This is a genomic window from Gaoshiqia hydrogeniformans (assembly GCF_049347105.1).
Classification (GTDB): Bacteria; Bacteroidota; Bacteroidia; order Bacteroidales; family Prolixibacteraceae; genus Gaoshiqia; species Gaoshiqia hydrogeniformans.
On record NZ_CP186334.1, the window covers coordinates 4,444,129 to 4,461,026 of the forward strand.

General features: G+C 43.9%; 7 protein-coding genes. All 7 read left to right on the forward strand.

All coding sequences use genetic code 11. From position 1 onward, the window contains the following. Positions 1–186 precede the first annotated feature (186 nt). The 7 genes from ACOIT5_RS17755 (at position 187) to ACOIT5_RS17785 (ending at position 16,831) form a co-directional block, all read left to right on the forward strand. Positions 187–384: a hypothetical protein gene (locus ACOIT5_RS17755; RefSeq protein WP_423127502.1), complete on the forward strand. Its 198-nt coding sequence runs from the start codon at positions 187–189 to the stop codon at positions 382–384. Between the two features lie 193 nt (positions 385–577). Next, positions 578–4,177 carry a family 43 glycosylhydrolase gene (locus ACOIT5_RS17760; protein ID WP_423127503.1) on the forward strand — a complete coding sequence of 1,200 codons (3,600 nt, stop codon included), beginning with the start codon at positions 578–580 and terminating at the stop codon, positions 4,175–4,177. A gap of 143 nt (positions 4,178–4,320) precedes the next feature. Next, positions 4,321–8,226 carry a hybrid sensor histidine kinase/response regulator transcription factor gene (locus ACOIT5_RS17765; RefSeq protein ID WP_423127504.1) on the forward strand — a complete coding sequence of 1,302 codons (3,906 nt, stop codon included), beginning with the start codon at positions 4,321–4,323 and terminating at the stop codon, positions 8,224–8,226. Positions 8,227–8,527: 301 nt separating this feature from the next. Continuing rightward, a complete protein-coding gene (locus ACOIT5_RS17770; protein WP_423127505.1) occupies positions 8,528–10,273 on the forward strand; it encodes a glycoside hydrolase family 43 protein in 1,746 nt (581 codons plus the stop codon). Between the two features lie 30 nt (positions 10,274–10,303). Next, the gene (locus ACOIT5_RS17775; RefSeq protein ID WP_423127506.1) at positions 10,304–11,716 is read left to right on the forward strand and encodes an IPT/TIG domain-containing protein; all 1,413 of its coding nucleotides are present in this window, start codon (positions 10,304–10,306) and stop codon (positions 11,714–11,716) included. Between the two features lie 37 nt (positions 11,717–11,753). After that, the gene (locus ACOIT5_RS17780) at positions 11,754–14,828 is read left to right on the forward strand and encodes a SusC/RagA family TonB-linked outer membrane protein (protein ID WP_423127507.1); all 3,075 of its coding nucleotides are present in this window, start codon (positions 11,754–11,756) and stop codon (positions 14,826–14,828) included. Between the two features lie 11 nt (positions 14,829–14,839). After that, positions 14,840–16,831, forward strand: a complete 1,992-nt coding sequence (locus ACOIT5_RS17785) for a RagB/SusD family nutrient uptake outer membrane protein (RefSeq protein WP_423127508.1) — start codon at positions 14,840–14,842, stop codon at positions 16,829–16,831. Positions 16,832–16,898 lie beyond the last annotated feature (67 nt).

Genomic DNA, 16,898 nt, shown 5'->3' on the forward strand with positions numbered 1-16,898 from the left:
GGATGGGAAAAAACATATCAGGGAAGGACGTTTTATGTTCCTAATTTTTCATTGCCGGATAGAAAAGAACCCGATTGATGGTTTGATGTGAGTGAGGGGTGTATAACGATACTTTCCGGATTTGGAAGAATATATTTCATAATAATTTACACAGACTGCATAGGCTATTCTGCAAAAATGAGAAACATGAGTTTTGACACAAACTATCTTGAATCGTTTGATGGAGGGAGAACTCAATATAATGCTGGTTTTATTTCATTAGGTTCCGAAAATTCCGGGTCGTTTAATGATGTTTCAAACTATGGCTGGTATGATTATAAGATTTGGGATGACAGGCCGCATCATATCAACGAAAAAGGCTATTTTGATTTGTTGTGGAAGTAGTGTCGGGACTTCGGTTTTTTTCCTTTCAATATATCCAAATTTTGAAAACTTATGTCTGTAATTGAAAGTCAGTCTGTCGGCCTTTCATTATTTTTCCAACCGGTATGTCAGGTTCGATGTTTCCCTGAAGCGGGGCCGTAGACCTGAAATGTAGCGACGGAATAAAAACTTAACGAGAAACCAAACCCGACTTATGAGAAAACGATTACCGGAACGCTTGTTCCTGCTACTGTTTTTTTTATGGGCTTCTAATGTTAATGCCTGGGAAGGCATGCCCACTCCCAAATTACAGGTTGAAGGCCGTTATCTGAAAGACCCGCACGGGAATATTGTTAATTTACATGGTTTTGCACAGACGTATAGTCCCTGGTTTAATGAGCGGGGAACCAAATGGACCAATTATAATGTGAATGCTTGTTTGGCCTATAATCAAGGTTTGATTGACGATATTCTGGATGCCGGCTGGAAGATGAACTTTTTGCGTTTGCACATGGACCCTTATTGGAGCAATACGCCCGGTTGTACGCCCGATGGCCACGAACTTCCGAATTGTTTTAACGAAGATCGGTTTAGAAAATACCTGGATGAAGTTTTTGTCCCGATGGCGGAATATGCCATATCGAAAGGACTGTATGTGATTATGCGTCCTCCCGGGGTTTGTCCTGAAGTGATCGGGCTCGAAGATGATTACAACTATGCGCAATACCTGATGACCGTTTGGGATATTGTGTCGAAGCATCCAAAAATAAAAAACAGCGATGAGATCATGCTTGAACTGGCCAATGAGCCGGTTCGGATTCGCCTGGCCGATGGAACTGAAGGCTCAAATGCGCAGGCGCACTTTGATGTGCTGAAGGAAATTTTTCAGCCCATCGTCGATAAAATACGCGAAAATGGCTTTCACAATGTGCTCTGGATTCCGGGTTCCGGCTACCAGTCGCAGTACAAAGGTTTCGCCCTTAATCCGATTGAAGGTGAGAATATCGGCTACGCCGTACACGTCTATCCCGGTTGGTTTGGCAGCGCCGATGGCTACGAGGTGTTTAAGCAAGAGTGGGACCAGCAGGTTAAACCTGTTGCTGATTTCGCGCCCATTGTGATTACAGAAATGGATTGGGCCGATGAAAAGTACGAGAGTTCCTGGGGAAAAGGCCACACCGGCACTGCCGGGGGCGATGGTTTTGGGGCTAACTTCAAAAAGATTATGGACGACACCGGCAATGTGAGCTGGCTTCTTTTTACAAGCCCCGATTTGCTCTCCCAGTTTACAGGAAAACCACCGGCCGAGGGCGAACCTTATACTTTCCTAAACGACCCGGAAGCTTGTCCGTGGCCAGTTTATCATTGGTATCAGGAATATGCCAATGAAAACTACCCGCGACCCGACTTTCAATACCAATCATACAGCGACAATGGTGACGGGACCTATACCAACCCACTGATTTTTTCCGATTTCCCCGATCCGGATGTCATCCGGGTGGGCGATGTGTATTACATGGTTTCTACGACTATGCATATTTTTCCCGGGGCCACGCTCCTGAAATCGTATGACCTGGTGAATTGGGAATACTGCAGCAACCCACTGGGAAAAATTGAATCGTCGGCTTGTTTCAACCTGGATGGTTGCGACCGTTATGGCCACGGACAATGGGCAGGCAGCCTGAAATACAACAATGGCATGTATTACCTGCTGTTTACAACCCTGGATGAAGGCAGCTACCTGCTAACAACTACCGATCCGGAAGGGCCCTGGCAAAAGCAAAAGCTGGCCGGCTCATTCTACGATCCGGGCCTGTTTTTCGACGAGAACGGGGAAATCTATGTGGTTCATGGAATTAATACCCTCAAAATTACTGCGTTGGATCATGATTTTGCCACAATCCCGGGGTCAGAAAAGGAAGTGTACGCTTATACGGTAAAAGAAGGTTTGGAAGGCAGCCATCTTTACAAGATAAACGGATATTACTATATCTACGCCACTTATGGCGGATGGCCGGCCTACCAGGTGGCTCTGCGTTCGACCAATATTTACGGCCCCTACGAGGAAAAATTACTGTTGGATGATGATAATATTCACCAGGGTGCCTTGGTGGAAACCCAAACCGGTGAATGGTGGACGATTTTGTTTTACGATAAAGGCGCTTTCGGGCGTTTGCCCAACCTTCAACCGGTAACCTGGGTGGATGGCTGGCCGGAAATTGGCGTTGACGGGAAGGGTGTTACTACCTACGCCAAGCCCAATGTTGGCCGCGAATATCCGTTGAAAGTTCTTCCGACCAATGACAACTTTCGCGACTATAAGCTTGGTAAACAGTGGGGATGGAACCACAATCCGGACCCTGCCAAATGGTCGTTAACTGAGCATCCTGATTACTTGCGGCTAAAAACTGTGAATGTGGTGGGCGGGTTAACCGAAGCCAGTAATACGCTGACCCAGAGGATTTTTGGTTATCCTTTTGATTTGTCCAATTCGTTTGGAACGATTAAAATGAATGTGGAGAATATGCAGGAAGGCGATGTGGCCGGCCTGGCTGTTTTCCAGGATCCGTATGCTTATATTGGCGTAAAAGTGATTGACGGGCAGAAAACCTTGGTGATGATGAATGATGGCACCTTGATTACCGGGGAAGCCATTGAAGAATCGGAGGTTTATCTGAGGGCAGTCGCTGGTTATAACTCAAGTCAGACAAGCTTCTATTTCAGTTTGGATAACGAAACGTACATGAAATTCGGGACAGATTTGGATATGAAATTCAACCTTTCGGTGTTTACCGGAAACAAATTTTGCATCTTCAGCTTTGCAACCGTTCAAACCGGCGGATATGTGGATGTTGACTGGTTTTCAACTGAGGAATTCTTCTCTGAAGAAACTTTTTACGACGATTCGTTTGAAGGATACAGCGAGGAATCGCTGACTTTAACGGATCTGATCGTTGAGGGAGGCGATGTGGAATTGCTGACCGGTAGTACGGCCGGTTTATCTGTTAAAGCCGTTTATGCCGACGGGCACACGGAAGATGTTTCTATCGGCGCTACCTACCATAATCCCCGCCCCGAAATCATTCAAATTGTCAATGGAAACATCATGGCCAAAGCCAACGGAGAAGTAACCGTTACTGTAACTTATCAGGGAGGCCTGGGGAACCCGGTTTCCCGTGAGTTCAACGTGACGGCTTCAACTTTTCCGCTGACCAACAGGCTGTTTAACCCTTCAATTTATGCCAACGGTACTTTTGATGAATTGACAAAAACCCTGGTAACCGGTCAATATGGGTTTGGTGGGTGGAAATACGACGCCGGGATTGACATTTCTGATTATAAATACCTGGTGGTCAGGATGGCAAGTATTGCGGGGTGCGGCTTGTCGTTCCGTTTGTTCGACAGCAATAGTTACTGGGACGGAGCGGCAGAATACGATCTGTCGGGCAAGAAAGAGTTGATTATTCCGCTTCACAACATGTACAGGAAAGGTACAAATGCAAAACTTGATCCGTCGCATCTTTACATTGTTGGATTTTGGTCATATGGAAATTGTCCCATTGTCATCGAAGATATTTTTCTGACCGACTCAACGGATGAGAACATTCCAACTGAAGAGGAAGAACCTGCTGTCGGTGAAAATGAAGAACCTCCCGTCGAAGAAAATGATGAACCGGAATTGGTCGATGTCTATTCCATGATGGGAGTCAAACTTCGTTCAGATGTTACCCGCGAAAATGCAACTAAAGGACTTCGGGCAGGGATATATATTGTAGGACGGCAAAAAGTTTTTGAGTGTGGGCTGGGGTATTAATTTTGACAGGTTTCTTTCGGCCCTTTTTAAGGGAAGAGGCAAAAAGTAAGGGTGGCTCATCATAATCATGTTTAAATAATTGCCGGGTTGGCAATATTTTAATTGTTTTGTTGTCGTATTGTGAATGAAAACCTGACTATTCTATGACTTTGAAGTTCAATATCCTTATTGCCGGTATCTTTATTTTTCTGAATACCATTGTGTTTTTGGCCCGTGGAGTCAATAACGTTCAATTTTATAACCTGAACAACGAATATGAAATCTCTATTCGTGAAACCAACCAGGTTTGCAGCGACGACTATGGTTTTATCTGGATCTCATCAAAGATGGGAGTCGTTCGTTATACCGAGGATGATATCCGGATTTATCAACTCCCATATGAAACTGCTGATATTCTGACCGTTCGGCTTGTTTACCGGGATGGGACTCTATATGCCTATACCAACAACGGGCAAATTTTTAAATACAATGCGATTTCCGATAGTTTTGAAACGGTGGTAAACCTTCGGAAAGAATTGCGGAATCCGTATATTTTAGTTACCCGGCTTCTTGTTGATGGACGGGGGAGATTGTGGATGTCTTCTTCTTTTGGTATGTACAGTTACGATCGGGGGACCGGGTTGAAATCACTGGCTCAGACCGAGAACATCCATTACCTGGAATGGTTTGATGCAAACCGCTTTTTTTATGCGATTGACGGACAGGTCAGGCTTTACAATACACAGGACTTTTCGTCTCACGAATACTTCCGCTACACGGACGGACGAAGTTATTTTGTTTCGAATTTATTCTTCGATTATAAGTCCAATACACTTTGGATCGGTACACTGGCTGACGGACTTTTTTGCCTGACGAACCAAAACGGAGATTTAAGATTTGTCCCGGTTACTGAAATTCCGAACCAACCGATTCTGGCAATTGCGGTCAATTCTGATTCAACCATGCTGATCGGTGTTGACGGGCAAGGTATCTGGGAGATCGGTAAGCATAAACGAAAGATATTAAATATGTTCAAAGAGGATTCAGATAATCCAAACTCACTGAAAGGCAACGGAGTATATGATATTTATTGTGATCAGAATGATCGCGTTTGGGTATGTACCTACAGTGGCGGGGTTTCCTATTTTGATCAGGCAAACCCAAGTGTTACCAGAATTAGTCATGTTGTAAATAATTATAATTCATTGATTAATAACGAGATAAATTGTGTTTTGGAGGATGTAGCCGGGAATCTTTGGTTTGCAACCAATAATGGAATCAGTTACTGGAATGTAGCTGCCAATCGCTGGAAATCTTTCTACCACAACAAAAAAGAACATGCCCAGGTCTTTTTGTCCTTGTGCGAAGACGACCAGGGACGCATTTGGGCCGGCACCTATTCTTCCGGGGTTTATTTGTTGGATGGGAAAACAGGGAAAGAACTGGCCCATTACAGTCAGGATGTAAGTGCAGGAGAGTTTGACAGCAATTTTATCTTCGATATTTACAAGGATGCCCGTGGTAACATCTGGATGGGAGGTGTTCGCGGCGACCTGGTTTGTTATCAACCTGCTAAAAAAAGCTTCAGATCGTTTAAAAATTTTACGTTAAAAGCCATGGTGGATTATGGTCCGGATCAGTTACTGATAGGCTCCACTGTTGGCTTGTTGCAGTTTGATAAAAAAAGCGGGCATACCGAAACTTTGGTTGAAGGCTATTTGGTTCAGGATATTTTCCTGAGAAATGATGTGGTTTGGATTTGTACCAGTGGCGACGGGCTCATTCGGTATGATTTGAAACGTAAGCTGATACGCAATTATTCGGTCGATTCAGGACTGCCCTCCAATTTTGTCAACAGCGTTGTGTTTTCGAACGGATATTTTTGGATCGGAACAGAGCAGGGCTTATGCCGGTTGGATGAAAAAGAGAATACCGTTTTGACTTTCAACTCACTCCCTGATCTTAGCAACATTTCATTCAACCAAAATGCCCATTATACCCTTCGGAACGGAAAGTTGATTTGGGGGACCAACAAGGGGGCTGTGATCTTTAATCCGGATGAAATACAACCCCAAAAGGATGAAGGAAGGATCTTCTATCAGGATCTCACGGTTTCGGGGCGGTCGATCCGTGAATCTTCCAATATTCAGCTCGGCCATCCATTGGATAGCTTGCAGGAATTGTCCCTCAAATATTACCAGAATACGGTTAGTATTGAACTGATTCCCATTGGCGTTACTTCGCCTGGATCCAGATTTTCGTGGAAACTGGAAGGGCTGGATCAGGAATGGAGCAAACCCGCCAATAACCGGATTCTGTCGTATTCCAATATTCCCAGCGGAACATATTCCCTTCGGATTCGAATGATTGACAGTTCGTTAACCAAGGTGATTGAAGAAAGGGCCATCACCTTGCGCATCATCCCTCCGGTTTGGGAAAAATGGTGGTTTACGGTGTTGGTTGTCACTTTTATTGCAGGACTGGGTATTTTCCTTTTTTCCTATTATGTTGATCGTTTGAAAAAGCAGCATTCGGAGGAAAAAATCCGCTTTTTTGCCAATACAGCCCACGACATCAGGACCTCGTTAACCTTGATTAGCGGACCGATTGAGGAATTGAATAAAGAGCCCGGGCTATCCAATAAGGGGTTGCAATATTTATATTGGGCAACAGAGCAGGCGCATCGCCTGTCAAAAGTGGTTACACAATTAATGGATTTTCAGAAAGTTGATATTGGCAAGGAGAAGCTTTCTTTGTCGATGGTTGATATTGTAAAAATCATTGGCGACCGGGTGATGATGTTTGAATCATACGCTAATAATAAAAATGTTGAATTAAGGTTTACTTCCAATTTTTCGAAATTTGTTACCGCTATGGATGAATCTATGATTGAAAAGGTGATTGATAATCTGATTTCCAACGCAATAAAATATTCGTATCCCAATGCGTCAGTACAGGTTGATTTGCAATGCTTTTCAAATAAATGGATTTTGGAAGTAAAGGACCAGGGAATTGGCATCAGTAAAAAAGTGCAACGGCGATTGTTTCATGAATATTACCGGGGAGATAATGCTGTAAACTCGAAGATTGTGGGTTCAGGAATCGGGTTGCTGCTGGTTAAAAACTACGTGAACTTGCATGATGGAAAAGTAAGTTGTCTCAGTCAGGAAAATACAGGATCAACTTTTCAGGTGATTATGCCTGTAAAAAAGATCGATGCAGCCGAGATGCGGTCAAAAACAGATGATAAGCTTGTTCATGTGGTCAGGAGAAAGGATAGTCGGTCAGCCATGTTTAATGAGGCTGATCAGGTGCCGGGTCAAAAAATGAAAGTTTTGATTGTTGAAGATCATGATTACCTGCGTGAGTTTTTAAGATCAGCAATGGAACCACAATTTCAGATTTCTTTGGCCGAAGACGGACAACAGGCGTGGGAGTTGATCCGGAAAGAAACCCCCGATCTGGTGGTTTCGGATATTATGATGCCCAACATGGATGGCTTTGAATTATGCAGCAAACTAAAATCGACCTACGAAACATCCCATATTCCGGTTATTTTGCTGACATCTTTATCCGGGAAAGCACAGCAACTACAAGGCTTAGGGCTAGGTGCGGATGATTATTTGACAAAACCCTTCGATGTAAGTTTGCTCGGGCAACGGATTCGGACGATTATTCAGAACCGGGAAGTTATCCGTGAAAAAGCCCTGAGAATCATAAAAGTAAACGAGGATGAAACCATTCTGGATAATGAGCTGAACGACAAATTTTTGAAGAAGATAGTTGTTGTTGTTCGTGAAAACCTCGAAAATCCCCAATTCTCCAAAAACGATTTTGCATCGGCGATGCATGTCAGTCCCTCGTTATTGTATAAAAAGATCAAATCATTGACAGACCAGTCCCCAACTGATTTTATCAAATCAATTCGTCTGGATCATGCCCTGGAATTGCTACAGGAAAAAAAATATTCCATCACCGAAGTCAGTGAGCTTTGCGGATTTGCAAGCGTGGGATATTTCAGTACGGTCTTCCGGAAACGCTATGGAAAATCGCCCACCCAGGTCGGTTGAGCCTGAACTTTCAAAAATAGATCATAGCCGGTGTCTGGATTTTAAACAGGCGCCGTTTTTTTTACATCATTCGATCATTTGTCCACCCTGTTTTGTGTTGTAAATGTCATGTAATTAGTGCCTTATGTATTTTGTTTGAAAATGTATCCCAAATTGGAAATCAAATATCCAAAATTAAAAGTCATCACCGATGGCGCCGTTTACTTTTGATTTGTGTGAGTGTGAAAAGCTGTTCCGTGTTGGATGGATGAACCCTCGCATAAAAAGTAATCTAACTATTCACCTAAACGATTAAAATAAAATGAAGAATAATTTCTCCATTTCAGTGATCTGTGGAGTTGTTCTAATATCAGCATTATCCGTTCCCTATTCCTCCTGCACTTTAGGCGCTAAGGCAGAGATGCCAGATTTTACTTCTGATAGTCTGGTTGCCCACTTCGATTATTTCACCTATAAAGGCGATGATGATTTTTATCGGGAAAATGCCTTGCCCGGTGATGATTATTTTTATAATCCAATTTTGCCGGGCTGGTATTCCGATCCAAGTGTTTGTACCGATGGGAAAAATTATTTTATGGTAACCTCTACCTTTTCCTATTATCCGGGGGTACCGCTTTTTCACAGTACCGATATGCTAAACTGGAAACAGCTTGGTCATGTACTCGACCGGCCGGAGCAGTTACCACTCGACGGGCAGCGGACAAGTGAAGGAATTTTCGCCCCGGCTATCAGTTATAACCCGCACAACCAAACCTGGTACATGATTACTACCAATATCCGTCGGGGCAATTTCTTTGTGAAAACCAAAGATCCGTTCGGCCCCTGGTCCGATCCGGTTTGGCTGCCCGAAGTAGGTGGCATCGACCCTTCATTCTTTTTTGACGAGGATGGAAAAGCTTACATTGTCAATAATGATGTGCCTGATGGTGGCTCAACCTATGACGGACACCGCGCCATTCGTGTTATTCAGTTTGATGTTGAAACCGACAACACCTTTGGCCCAAGTATCATGCTTGTTAATGGCGGGGTTGATTTGGCTGAAAAACCCATTTGGATTGAAGGGCCACATCTTTACAAAATCAACGGTAGTTATTACCTGATGTGTGCCGAAGGCGGAACTTCAGTGAACCACCGGGAAGTTATTTTCAAGGCCGGTACGCCCATGGGAAAATATTTGCCCTGGGATCGAAACCCGATCCTTACCCAGTTGCACCTTGATCCTCAGCGTCCCTTGCCGGTTACCTGTGCCGGTCATGCCGATCTGATTCAAAAAGATAACGGGCAATGGTGGTCAGTTTTCCTGGCTTGCCGTCCAATAGAAAATAAATTTGAGAATTTGGGGCGTGAAACATTCTTGATGCCTGTTCATTGGAGCCAGGATGGTTTCCCTTATATGACAAAAGGAGATGAAGTGGTTCCCCGGATTGTGCAAATGGAAGGCGTCAAGCGCGATAGTTGTCTCACTTTTGGAAATTTTGAAAAAAACGACCGGTTTGACGGAGACAAACCCGGAATGGAATGGATGACCCTGCGAGGTTCGGCAACCGACTTCTATTCTTTAACCGAGAATCCCGGTTTTCTCACCTTGCAATGCGCCAATGTGGCATCAAACGAGTTAAAATCGCCGGCATTTATTGGACGGCGTTTACAACACCATCAGTTTGAATGTACGACCAGCATGTATTTTAAGCCCCGATCCGACGATGAGCTGGCGGGCCTGTTGCTTTACAAAGATGAGGGACATCAATACTTCTTGGCTGTTGGAAAAAACGGGAGACAATTACAAATCAGCCTGAAAAAGATTAAAACCAGCGAAGTTGAAACGCTTGCGTCTCAATTATTCGTGTCAACTGATGGCCCGATCAACTTAAAAGTCACCTCAACAGGAAACTATTTCAGTTTCTATTACGCTACCGGTGACGGCAGGTGGAAATTGTTGTCTGAAAACGTAGATGCTTATTATTTATCAACTGCCCAATCCTTTGGGTTTACCGGAACCACGATTGGCTTGTATGCTACCGGCAAATCTTATGAATTCAATAATTAGACTAAGTATTAACCTAATGAAAAAAAGAAAATGAAGAAACCCAATCTTTTTTTATGTTATTTGTGTCTTTTACTTCTTTTTGCTGCCTGCAGTCAGGAAGAAGTAATCGAAAAAAATGCTGAAATCATAAATAAATATGATCCGGCTAAGCCCACAACGGTTGATGGAATTCTTCCTTCCAGGGGAGTTATTGATCAAACTTTTATCGTAAACGGGAATTTTCCCGGAGAACTTTCTGATATGAAGGTCTATTTCGGTACGAAAAAGGCAGTTCTTACGGCTACCGACGGAATAAGCATCACCGGACTTGTTCCCAAGCAACCCGAAGGACTTAACCAGGTATCTGTGGTGTTGGGGACTGATAGCCTTGTGCCTGCCAGCCTTCAATTTAAATATAAACAAAGCCGGTCGGTTAAAACCATTGCGGGTAAGCTCGGCACGGACGCATGGATGTCTGATGCCAATTACGCAGGAGCAGCCCTTGATGCGGTTACCTTTGGTGATGTTCACTACGTTGCTGCCCTTTCGGGGCAAAATCAAGACAATATTTTTATGATCGAAACAGGTTGGGGAAACCGGTTGTTCCTGCTTTCTCAGGATGATAACCAGATACAAAAACTCGCAACTCCAGACAATCTTTCTTGCCCGGCAGTAAACAGTACTCGCGATGCATTTTACGTGACCCAGTTCTGGAATCGAGGGCGTACTATTTATTATTATTCAAAGGCAGACAGTTGGGCGTATAGTACCACGGGTATTACTGTGAAAACTTCAGATATGCCAGGAGCTAAAGTATCTTCTTTGACATTTGGAGAGAACGATAACTGGTTGTACTTAATGGATTCTGAGGGCCGTATTGCCGAAGCCAATTTGCAGGAAAAAACCTATAAAGTTTATACCTCTGCAGTTAAAAAGCCAAGTGGTATTAGTGCCGCCAACTACGGAGGAGAAATCAAAGGAGATCTTCCTACAAGTTTCGGAGATTGGGAGGATTCTTTCATTATCTACAGCAAATACCATCATTGTTTTTTTGCATCGTTTGCTAATCAAAATGCAATCTACAAGCTTGTAAAGAATGCTGATGGTTCATGGACATCTACAGTTTATGCAGGCAATAATGGTCAAGGCATTGAAGTGGGACATCGTCTTACAGATGCTAGACTAAATCATCCGCATGGGATGGTTGTCAACGAAGATGGAGAAATGTTTGTGGTCAACAAAGGCAGTTGTCCTTGGTGTGGTGATGGACATGTTATAATGAAGATTTTTGGAGATATGGTTGAATTAGTAGCGGGCAAACCTAACTCAAACAATCCGTTAGTAAATGGCGATCCATTGGAATCCACCTTTAAAGTTGCACGTAACCTTTCGATTGATTCAGATGGCAACTATATCATTTCAGGTGGAGAAGACCGGACTGTCAGAAAACTTTCCATTGAATAATAAATAAAAATGCAAAACCATATAATTGGACAATAACATGAACAAATATATTATAGCTATCCTATTCCTGATGGGAATCTTCTGTCAGTTCCCCGTTTCAGCACAGTCTGATTTGACAGCCGCAGGGTTGGTTATGTCCGAATCCGGGGAAGGATTGATCGGGGTTACTGTAATCGTGGAAGAAATAACCGGTAAAGGTACCGTAACCGACGCCGATGGCCGCTTTAAGTTAACCGGCTTGCAATCGGGCCAAACCTTAATATTTTCTTATATCGGCTATGAAAAAAAGGACATGAAGGTTACAAAAACCGATGAACGGATGCGTGTTATCCTGAAAGAGGAAGTCAGTACCTTGGACGAACTGGTTGTTGTTGGTCATAGTACGCAGCGTAAAGCCTCTGTGGTAGGTGCAATAGCCAACGTAGAAGTAAAGGACCTGAAGGTTCCGGCAACCTCTGTTTCCAATATGCTTGGCGCCCGTGTCCCTGGTATTATTGCCGTTACCCGTAGCGGTGAGCCCGGAAAAGACTTCTCCGAATTCTGGATCCGTGGTATCAGTACGTTTGGTGCCGGTTCAAGTGCTTTGGTGCTTATTGACGGCGTGGAGGGGGACCTCAATACCCTCGATGCGGAAGATATTGAAAGCTTTTCCATTTTAAAGGATGCTTCGGCTACGGCAGTATATGGCGTACGGGGTGCAAACGGGGTGGTACTGGTGACTACCAAAAGGGGGCGGGCCGGCAAACTTGCAGTTAATTTAAAGGTTAACACAGGTTATTCCTATTCCCCCCGGATGCCCAAATATGTCGATGCCAACCAATATGCATCGTTGGCCAACGAAGCTGCCCTATCGAGAGGAATGGAGCCGATTTACAATGCTGTTGACCTACAGTTGTTTAAGAGTGGTATTGATCCTGACCTGCATCCGAATGTAAATTGGAGGGATGTGATCCTAAACGATTATACCATGAACCAGCAGATACACCTGAGCGCTTCCGGTGGTGGTCAGGCAGCCCGTTATTACATGAGTTTAGGGGTTTTGAACAAAGATGCGCTTTTTAAGCAGGATGAAGGGATAAATAAGTACGGCACAAACGTGGACTACAAACAATACAACTTCCGCGCAAACATCGATATGAACTTAACATCATCGACCATTATGTCGCTGGGATTGGAAACTGTATTGGTGACCCAAAATTATCCTGGCTTTGGCAACGACAGCCAGGCACTTTGGGATGCCCAGGCGAATATGACCCCGGTTACGGTTCCTATTATGTTTTCAACCGGGCAGGTTCCGGCGTATGGAACCAATAACGACCAGATAAGCCCTTACGTTTTACTTAACCATACCGGCTATCGGAAATATTATCGCAATAGTACAAAACTTAACCTTCAGGTAGAACAGGACCTGAAAATGATTACCCAAGGGCTCAAGTTTACCGCATTGTTTAATATGACCGGAAATAGCGATATGTGGTCAAACAGGACGAAAATCCCGGCATTGTATTATGCCACGGGGCGGAAGCGTGACGGTTCGTTGGCTTTGGAAAAGAAGCTGGATGCCCAAGACCCGAATTTTTATGTTACAACGGAAGTGGATCGGAAATTCTATTTCGAATCGCGTGCCAACTACGAACGAAGCTTTAACGAAATTCACCGTGTTACAGGGCTGGTACATTATTATATGGAAGATTTCGTTGATTCCAGGAACCGTGACGACTTGAAAGCAATTCCAAAACGTTATCTCGGTCTTTCCGGACGTGCTACCTATTCTTATAAAGATACTTACATGATAGAGGGAAACATTGGTTACACAGGATCTGAAGCTTTTGAAAATGGCAAGAAATTTGGCGTTTTTCCCGCCATTTCAGTGGGCTGGCTTCCAACGCAGTATGAAGCTTTTAAAACCGCGATCCCATTTGTTAATTATCTTAAGTTCAGGGCTTCTTATGGGCAGGTTGGCAATGATCGGATGAATGTACGATTCCCTTATCTTACACTAATGGGACCTACTGGCAGCGGCTTATGGAATTCTGGTAGTGGCTATACAGAAACACAGGTAGGTTCTTCTAACCTGAGATGGGAAACGGCAACCAAATCGAATTTTGGGATTGACGCAAAATTTCTCAAGGATCGCTTTGATATGACTGTTGACATCTTCAAAGATATCCGTTCGGGTATTTACCAGCAACGGGCAAGTGTTCCCGACGAGATGGGGTTGGTTACCCTGCCTTTTGCCAATGTCGGTAAAATGAAAAGCTGGGGGGTTGACGGACATCTCTCCTATACCCAGTCGATCAGTAAAGACGCTTATTTTGTATTACGCGCCAACTTTACACAATCAAAAAATGAGATACTGGAATATGAAGAGTCAATCGTGCGTTATCCTTACCAGTCATCTGTGGGTTACCAGTGGGGGGTTAACCGTGGACTGATTGCTTTGGGATTGTTTAAAGATGAAGCTGATGTAAGGAACAGCCCAAGACAGACTTTTGGAGGAGATGTGTTGCCAGGCGATATTAAATATAAAGATGTGAATGGCGACGGTGTGATTGATAATTACGATGTGGTGCCATTGGAATATTCTGCTACGCCGCAAATCCAGTATGGTTTTGCTACAGAGCTCAATTGGAAAAACTGGAACCTGAGTGTTTTGTTCGAAGGCGTGGACCGGGTAAAATACTTTAGCGGCGGTAACGGCTTTTTTCCTTTTACCGGAAGAGAAACCGGGAATGTGCTGTTAGCGGTGGCTGATCAGGCTAGCCGTTGGACCTCGTCTGAAATATCGGGGGATCCTGCAACTGAAAATCCGAATGCCCGCTTCCCGAGGCTCAGCTATGGTGGTAATGCCAACAACAACCGGAATTCGACTTTTTGGTTAAATGACGGAAGTTATGTGCGATTGAAAAACGTACAGTTGTCATACCAAACCAAGGCAGCCTTTATGAAAAAAATTGGCGTCGATAATGCCACTTTTAGCTTAATTGGCGAAAATTTGCACGTTTGGGATAAACTGAAAGAAAAAATTGTTGATCCGGCCCAGGCTAAAGAAAACGGAGCTAAATACCCGCTACAAAGGGTATATACATTACAGATGAACCTTAAATTTTAACACACATTACAATGAAGATAATAAACTGGATTTACAGCCGAGGCTTATTGTTGCTGTTGTTAAGCATGATAGTTTGTGCCTCGTGTGAAAAGTACATTGATATTGATAAATATGTATACGATAAAACGACAATAGATTCTATATTCACATCAAAAACAAAGACGCTTGAATATATTAACGGAACAGCGGCGTATTTAAAAAATGAATCTAATTTTGTTGGGGACTGGGATGCCAGGACACCTTTCCCAAGCGGAATGGGTTCGGACGAGGCTATTCAACCCTGGGTGAATGGCGACCACGCCGGAAGTTGTTTGGTGGTTGATCAGGTCACGCCGAGAGATACAAAGAATGCCAATATTTGGCCGGACTATTACAAGGGCATCCGTAAGGCAAATATTATTCTGGCACGGATTGACGGGAATCCGGAATTAACGGATGCTGAAATGAGAGATTATAAAGGTTTGGCCTATTTCCTGCGTGCTTACTTTTATTATTCTCTGGTAAGAATGTACGGACCGGTGCCTATTTTACCAGACGAACCGTTTGACACAGATGCAACCGTGGAATCGGTATCTTTTGAACGTTCTTCGTACGACAACTGCGTGGAATATATCTGCACCAATATGGAACAGGCAGCTCAATTGCTTCCGCGCGACAGGGCAATAGCCTTTCAATATATGCCAACCAAAGGCGCTGCCTTGGCCGTTATGGCACGGATGCGCTTGTATTCGGCCAGTCCACTGTACAATGGCAATACCTTTTATGCGAGTTGGAAACGTAGCGATGGTACTCCTTTCATTTCGCAAACAGCGGATCCGGAACGTTGGGGAAAAGCTGCTGCTGCGTTTAAACGGATTATTGATTTGGGTAAATACGAACTCTATACTGAACCCAAAATTGTGAATACCAGGGGGACCGGTACACTGGAACTCCCCGATACCAATGACCCGAACCTGAAAACCAACAATTTTCCAAACGGGGCAGCGGATATCGACCCTTATAGATCATATAAATCCGTATTTGATGGAAGTGTGACTCCTGAAAGTAACCCGGAATTAATCTATTTCTGTGTTGAAGCAAATATAAATAACCGTTTTGCTTTTCCTGCAAAACAAGGTGGTAACAGTACCTTAAGTGTGCCGAAGGATGTCATTGACCAATTTCGGATGGCTGATGGGAGGCTGTTTAGCGAAGCTACTGATGAAGAAAAATCATGGCAGGCAGTTGGTACTGGCCTCACGTTTTCCGAAAACTACGTCCTTACTGCTGAGCGTGCAAAAATGGACGACAACCGTGAACCCCGCTATTATGCTTCTATCGGTTTTAACCATTGTTTTTGGCCCGGCACGTCGTATACGGGAACAGGAAGCGATGTGATGAATATGAATGCTACCTATTATAGAGATGGGAATGCCCGGGGTAGCGATTACAACTATAACCGTACCGGGTACACCATTCGCAAATGGGCCAATCAGGAAGATAACCGGGATTACTGGGGCAGATCGAAACAGAAGACATATCCGATATTTCGTTATGCCGAAGTTTTATTGGGTTATGTAGAGGCTATGAATGAGATGAATGGTACTTATACTGACGAGTCAAGTGGTGTGTCTGTAACGAAGGATGTTGGACTAATGGTAAAATATTTTAATGAAATCCGCTATCGTAGCGGTTTGCCTGGGATTACAGCAGCAGAAGCCGGAGACTATGGGACAATGAAAAATTTGATAAAACATGAAAGGCAGATTGAATTCTTTTTCGAAGACCATCGTTATTTCGATCTCCGCCGTTGGATGGATGCGCCTGAAGTCATGCGGAAACCCGTTACAGGACTAGACGTCTCGGCCAGGGCTGCTGAGCGCCAAAATTTTTACACAACGAAGATTTGGAACACTGAGCCTGCGATGAAGCGTGTTTGGAATAATAAGATGTATTTCTACCCTATTGATCAAAGTGTGCTGGATAAAAACGGTAAGTTGGTGCAAAGCCCCGGCTGGAACTAAAAGTTATTATTTAAACTAATAATGAAGTAATATGAAACGAGCTATGAAATTACTTCTCAAACAGGAG

Bases quoted from the DNA above. Each gene is read 5' to 3' on its own strand.
- ACOIT5_RS17765 (WP_423127504.1), top strand. From the start codon at position 4,321: ATGACTTTGAAGTTCAATATCCTTATTGCCGGTATCTTTATTTTTCTG.
- ACOIT5_RS17780 (WP_423127507.1), top strand. From the start codon at position 11,754: ATGAACAAATATATTATAGCTATCCTATTCCTGATGGGAATCTTCTGT.
- ACOIT5_RS17770 (WP_423127505.1), top strand. From the start codon at position 8,528: ATGAAGAATAATTTCTCCATTTCAGTGATCTGTGGAGTTGTTCTAATA.
- ACOIT5_RS17785 (WP_423127508.1), top strand. From the start codon at position 14,840: ATGAAGATAATAAACTGGATTTACAGCCGAGGCTTATTGTTGCTGTTG.
- ACOIT5_RS17760 (WP_423127503.1), top strand. From the start codon at position 578: ATGAGAAAACGATTACCGGAACGCTTGTTCCTGCTACTGTTTTTTTTA.
- ACOIT5_RS17775 (WP_423127506.1), top strand. From the start codon at position 10,304: ATGAAGAAACCCAATCTTTTTTTATGTTATTTGTGTCTTTTACTTCTT.
- ACOIT5_RS17755 (WP_423127502.1), top strand. From the start codon at position 187: ATGAGTTTTGACACAAACTATCTTGAATCGTTTGATGGAGGGAGAACT.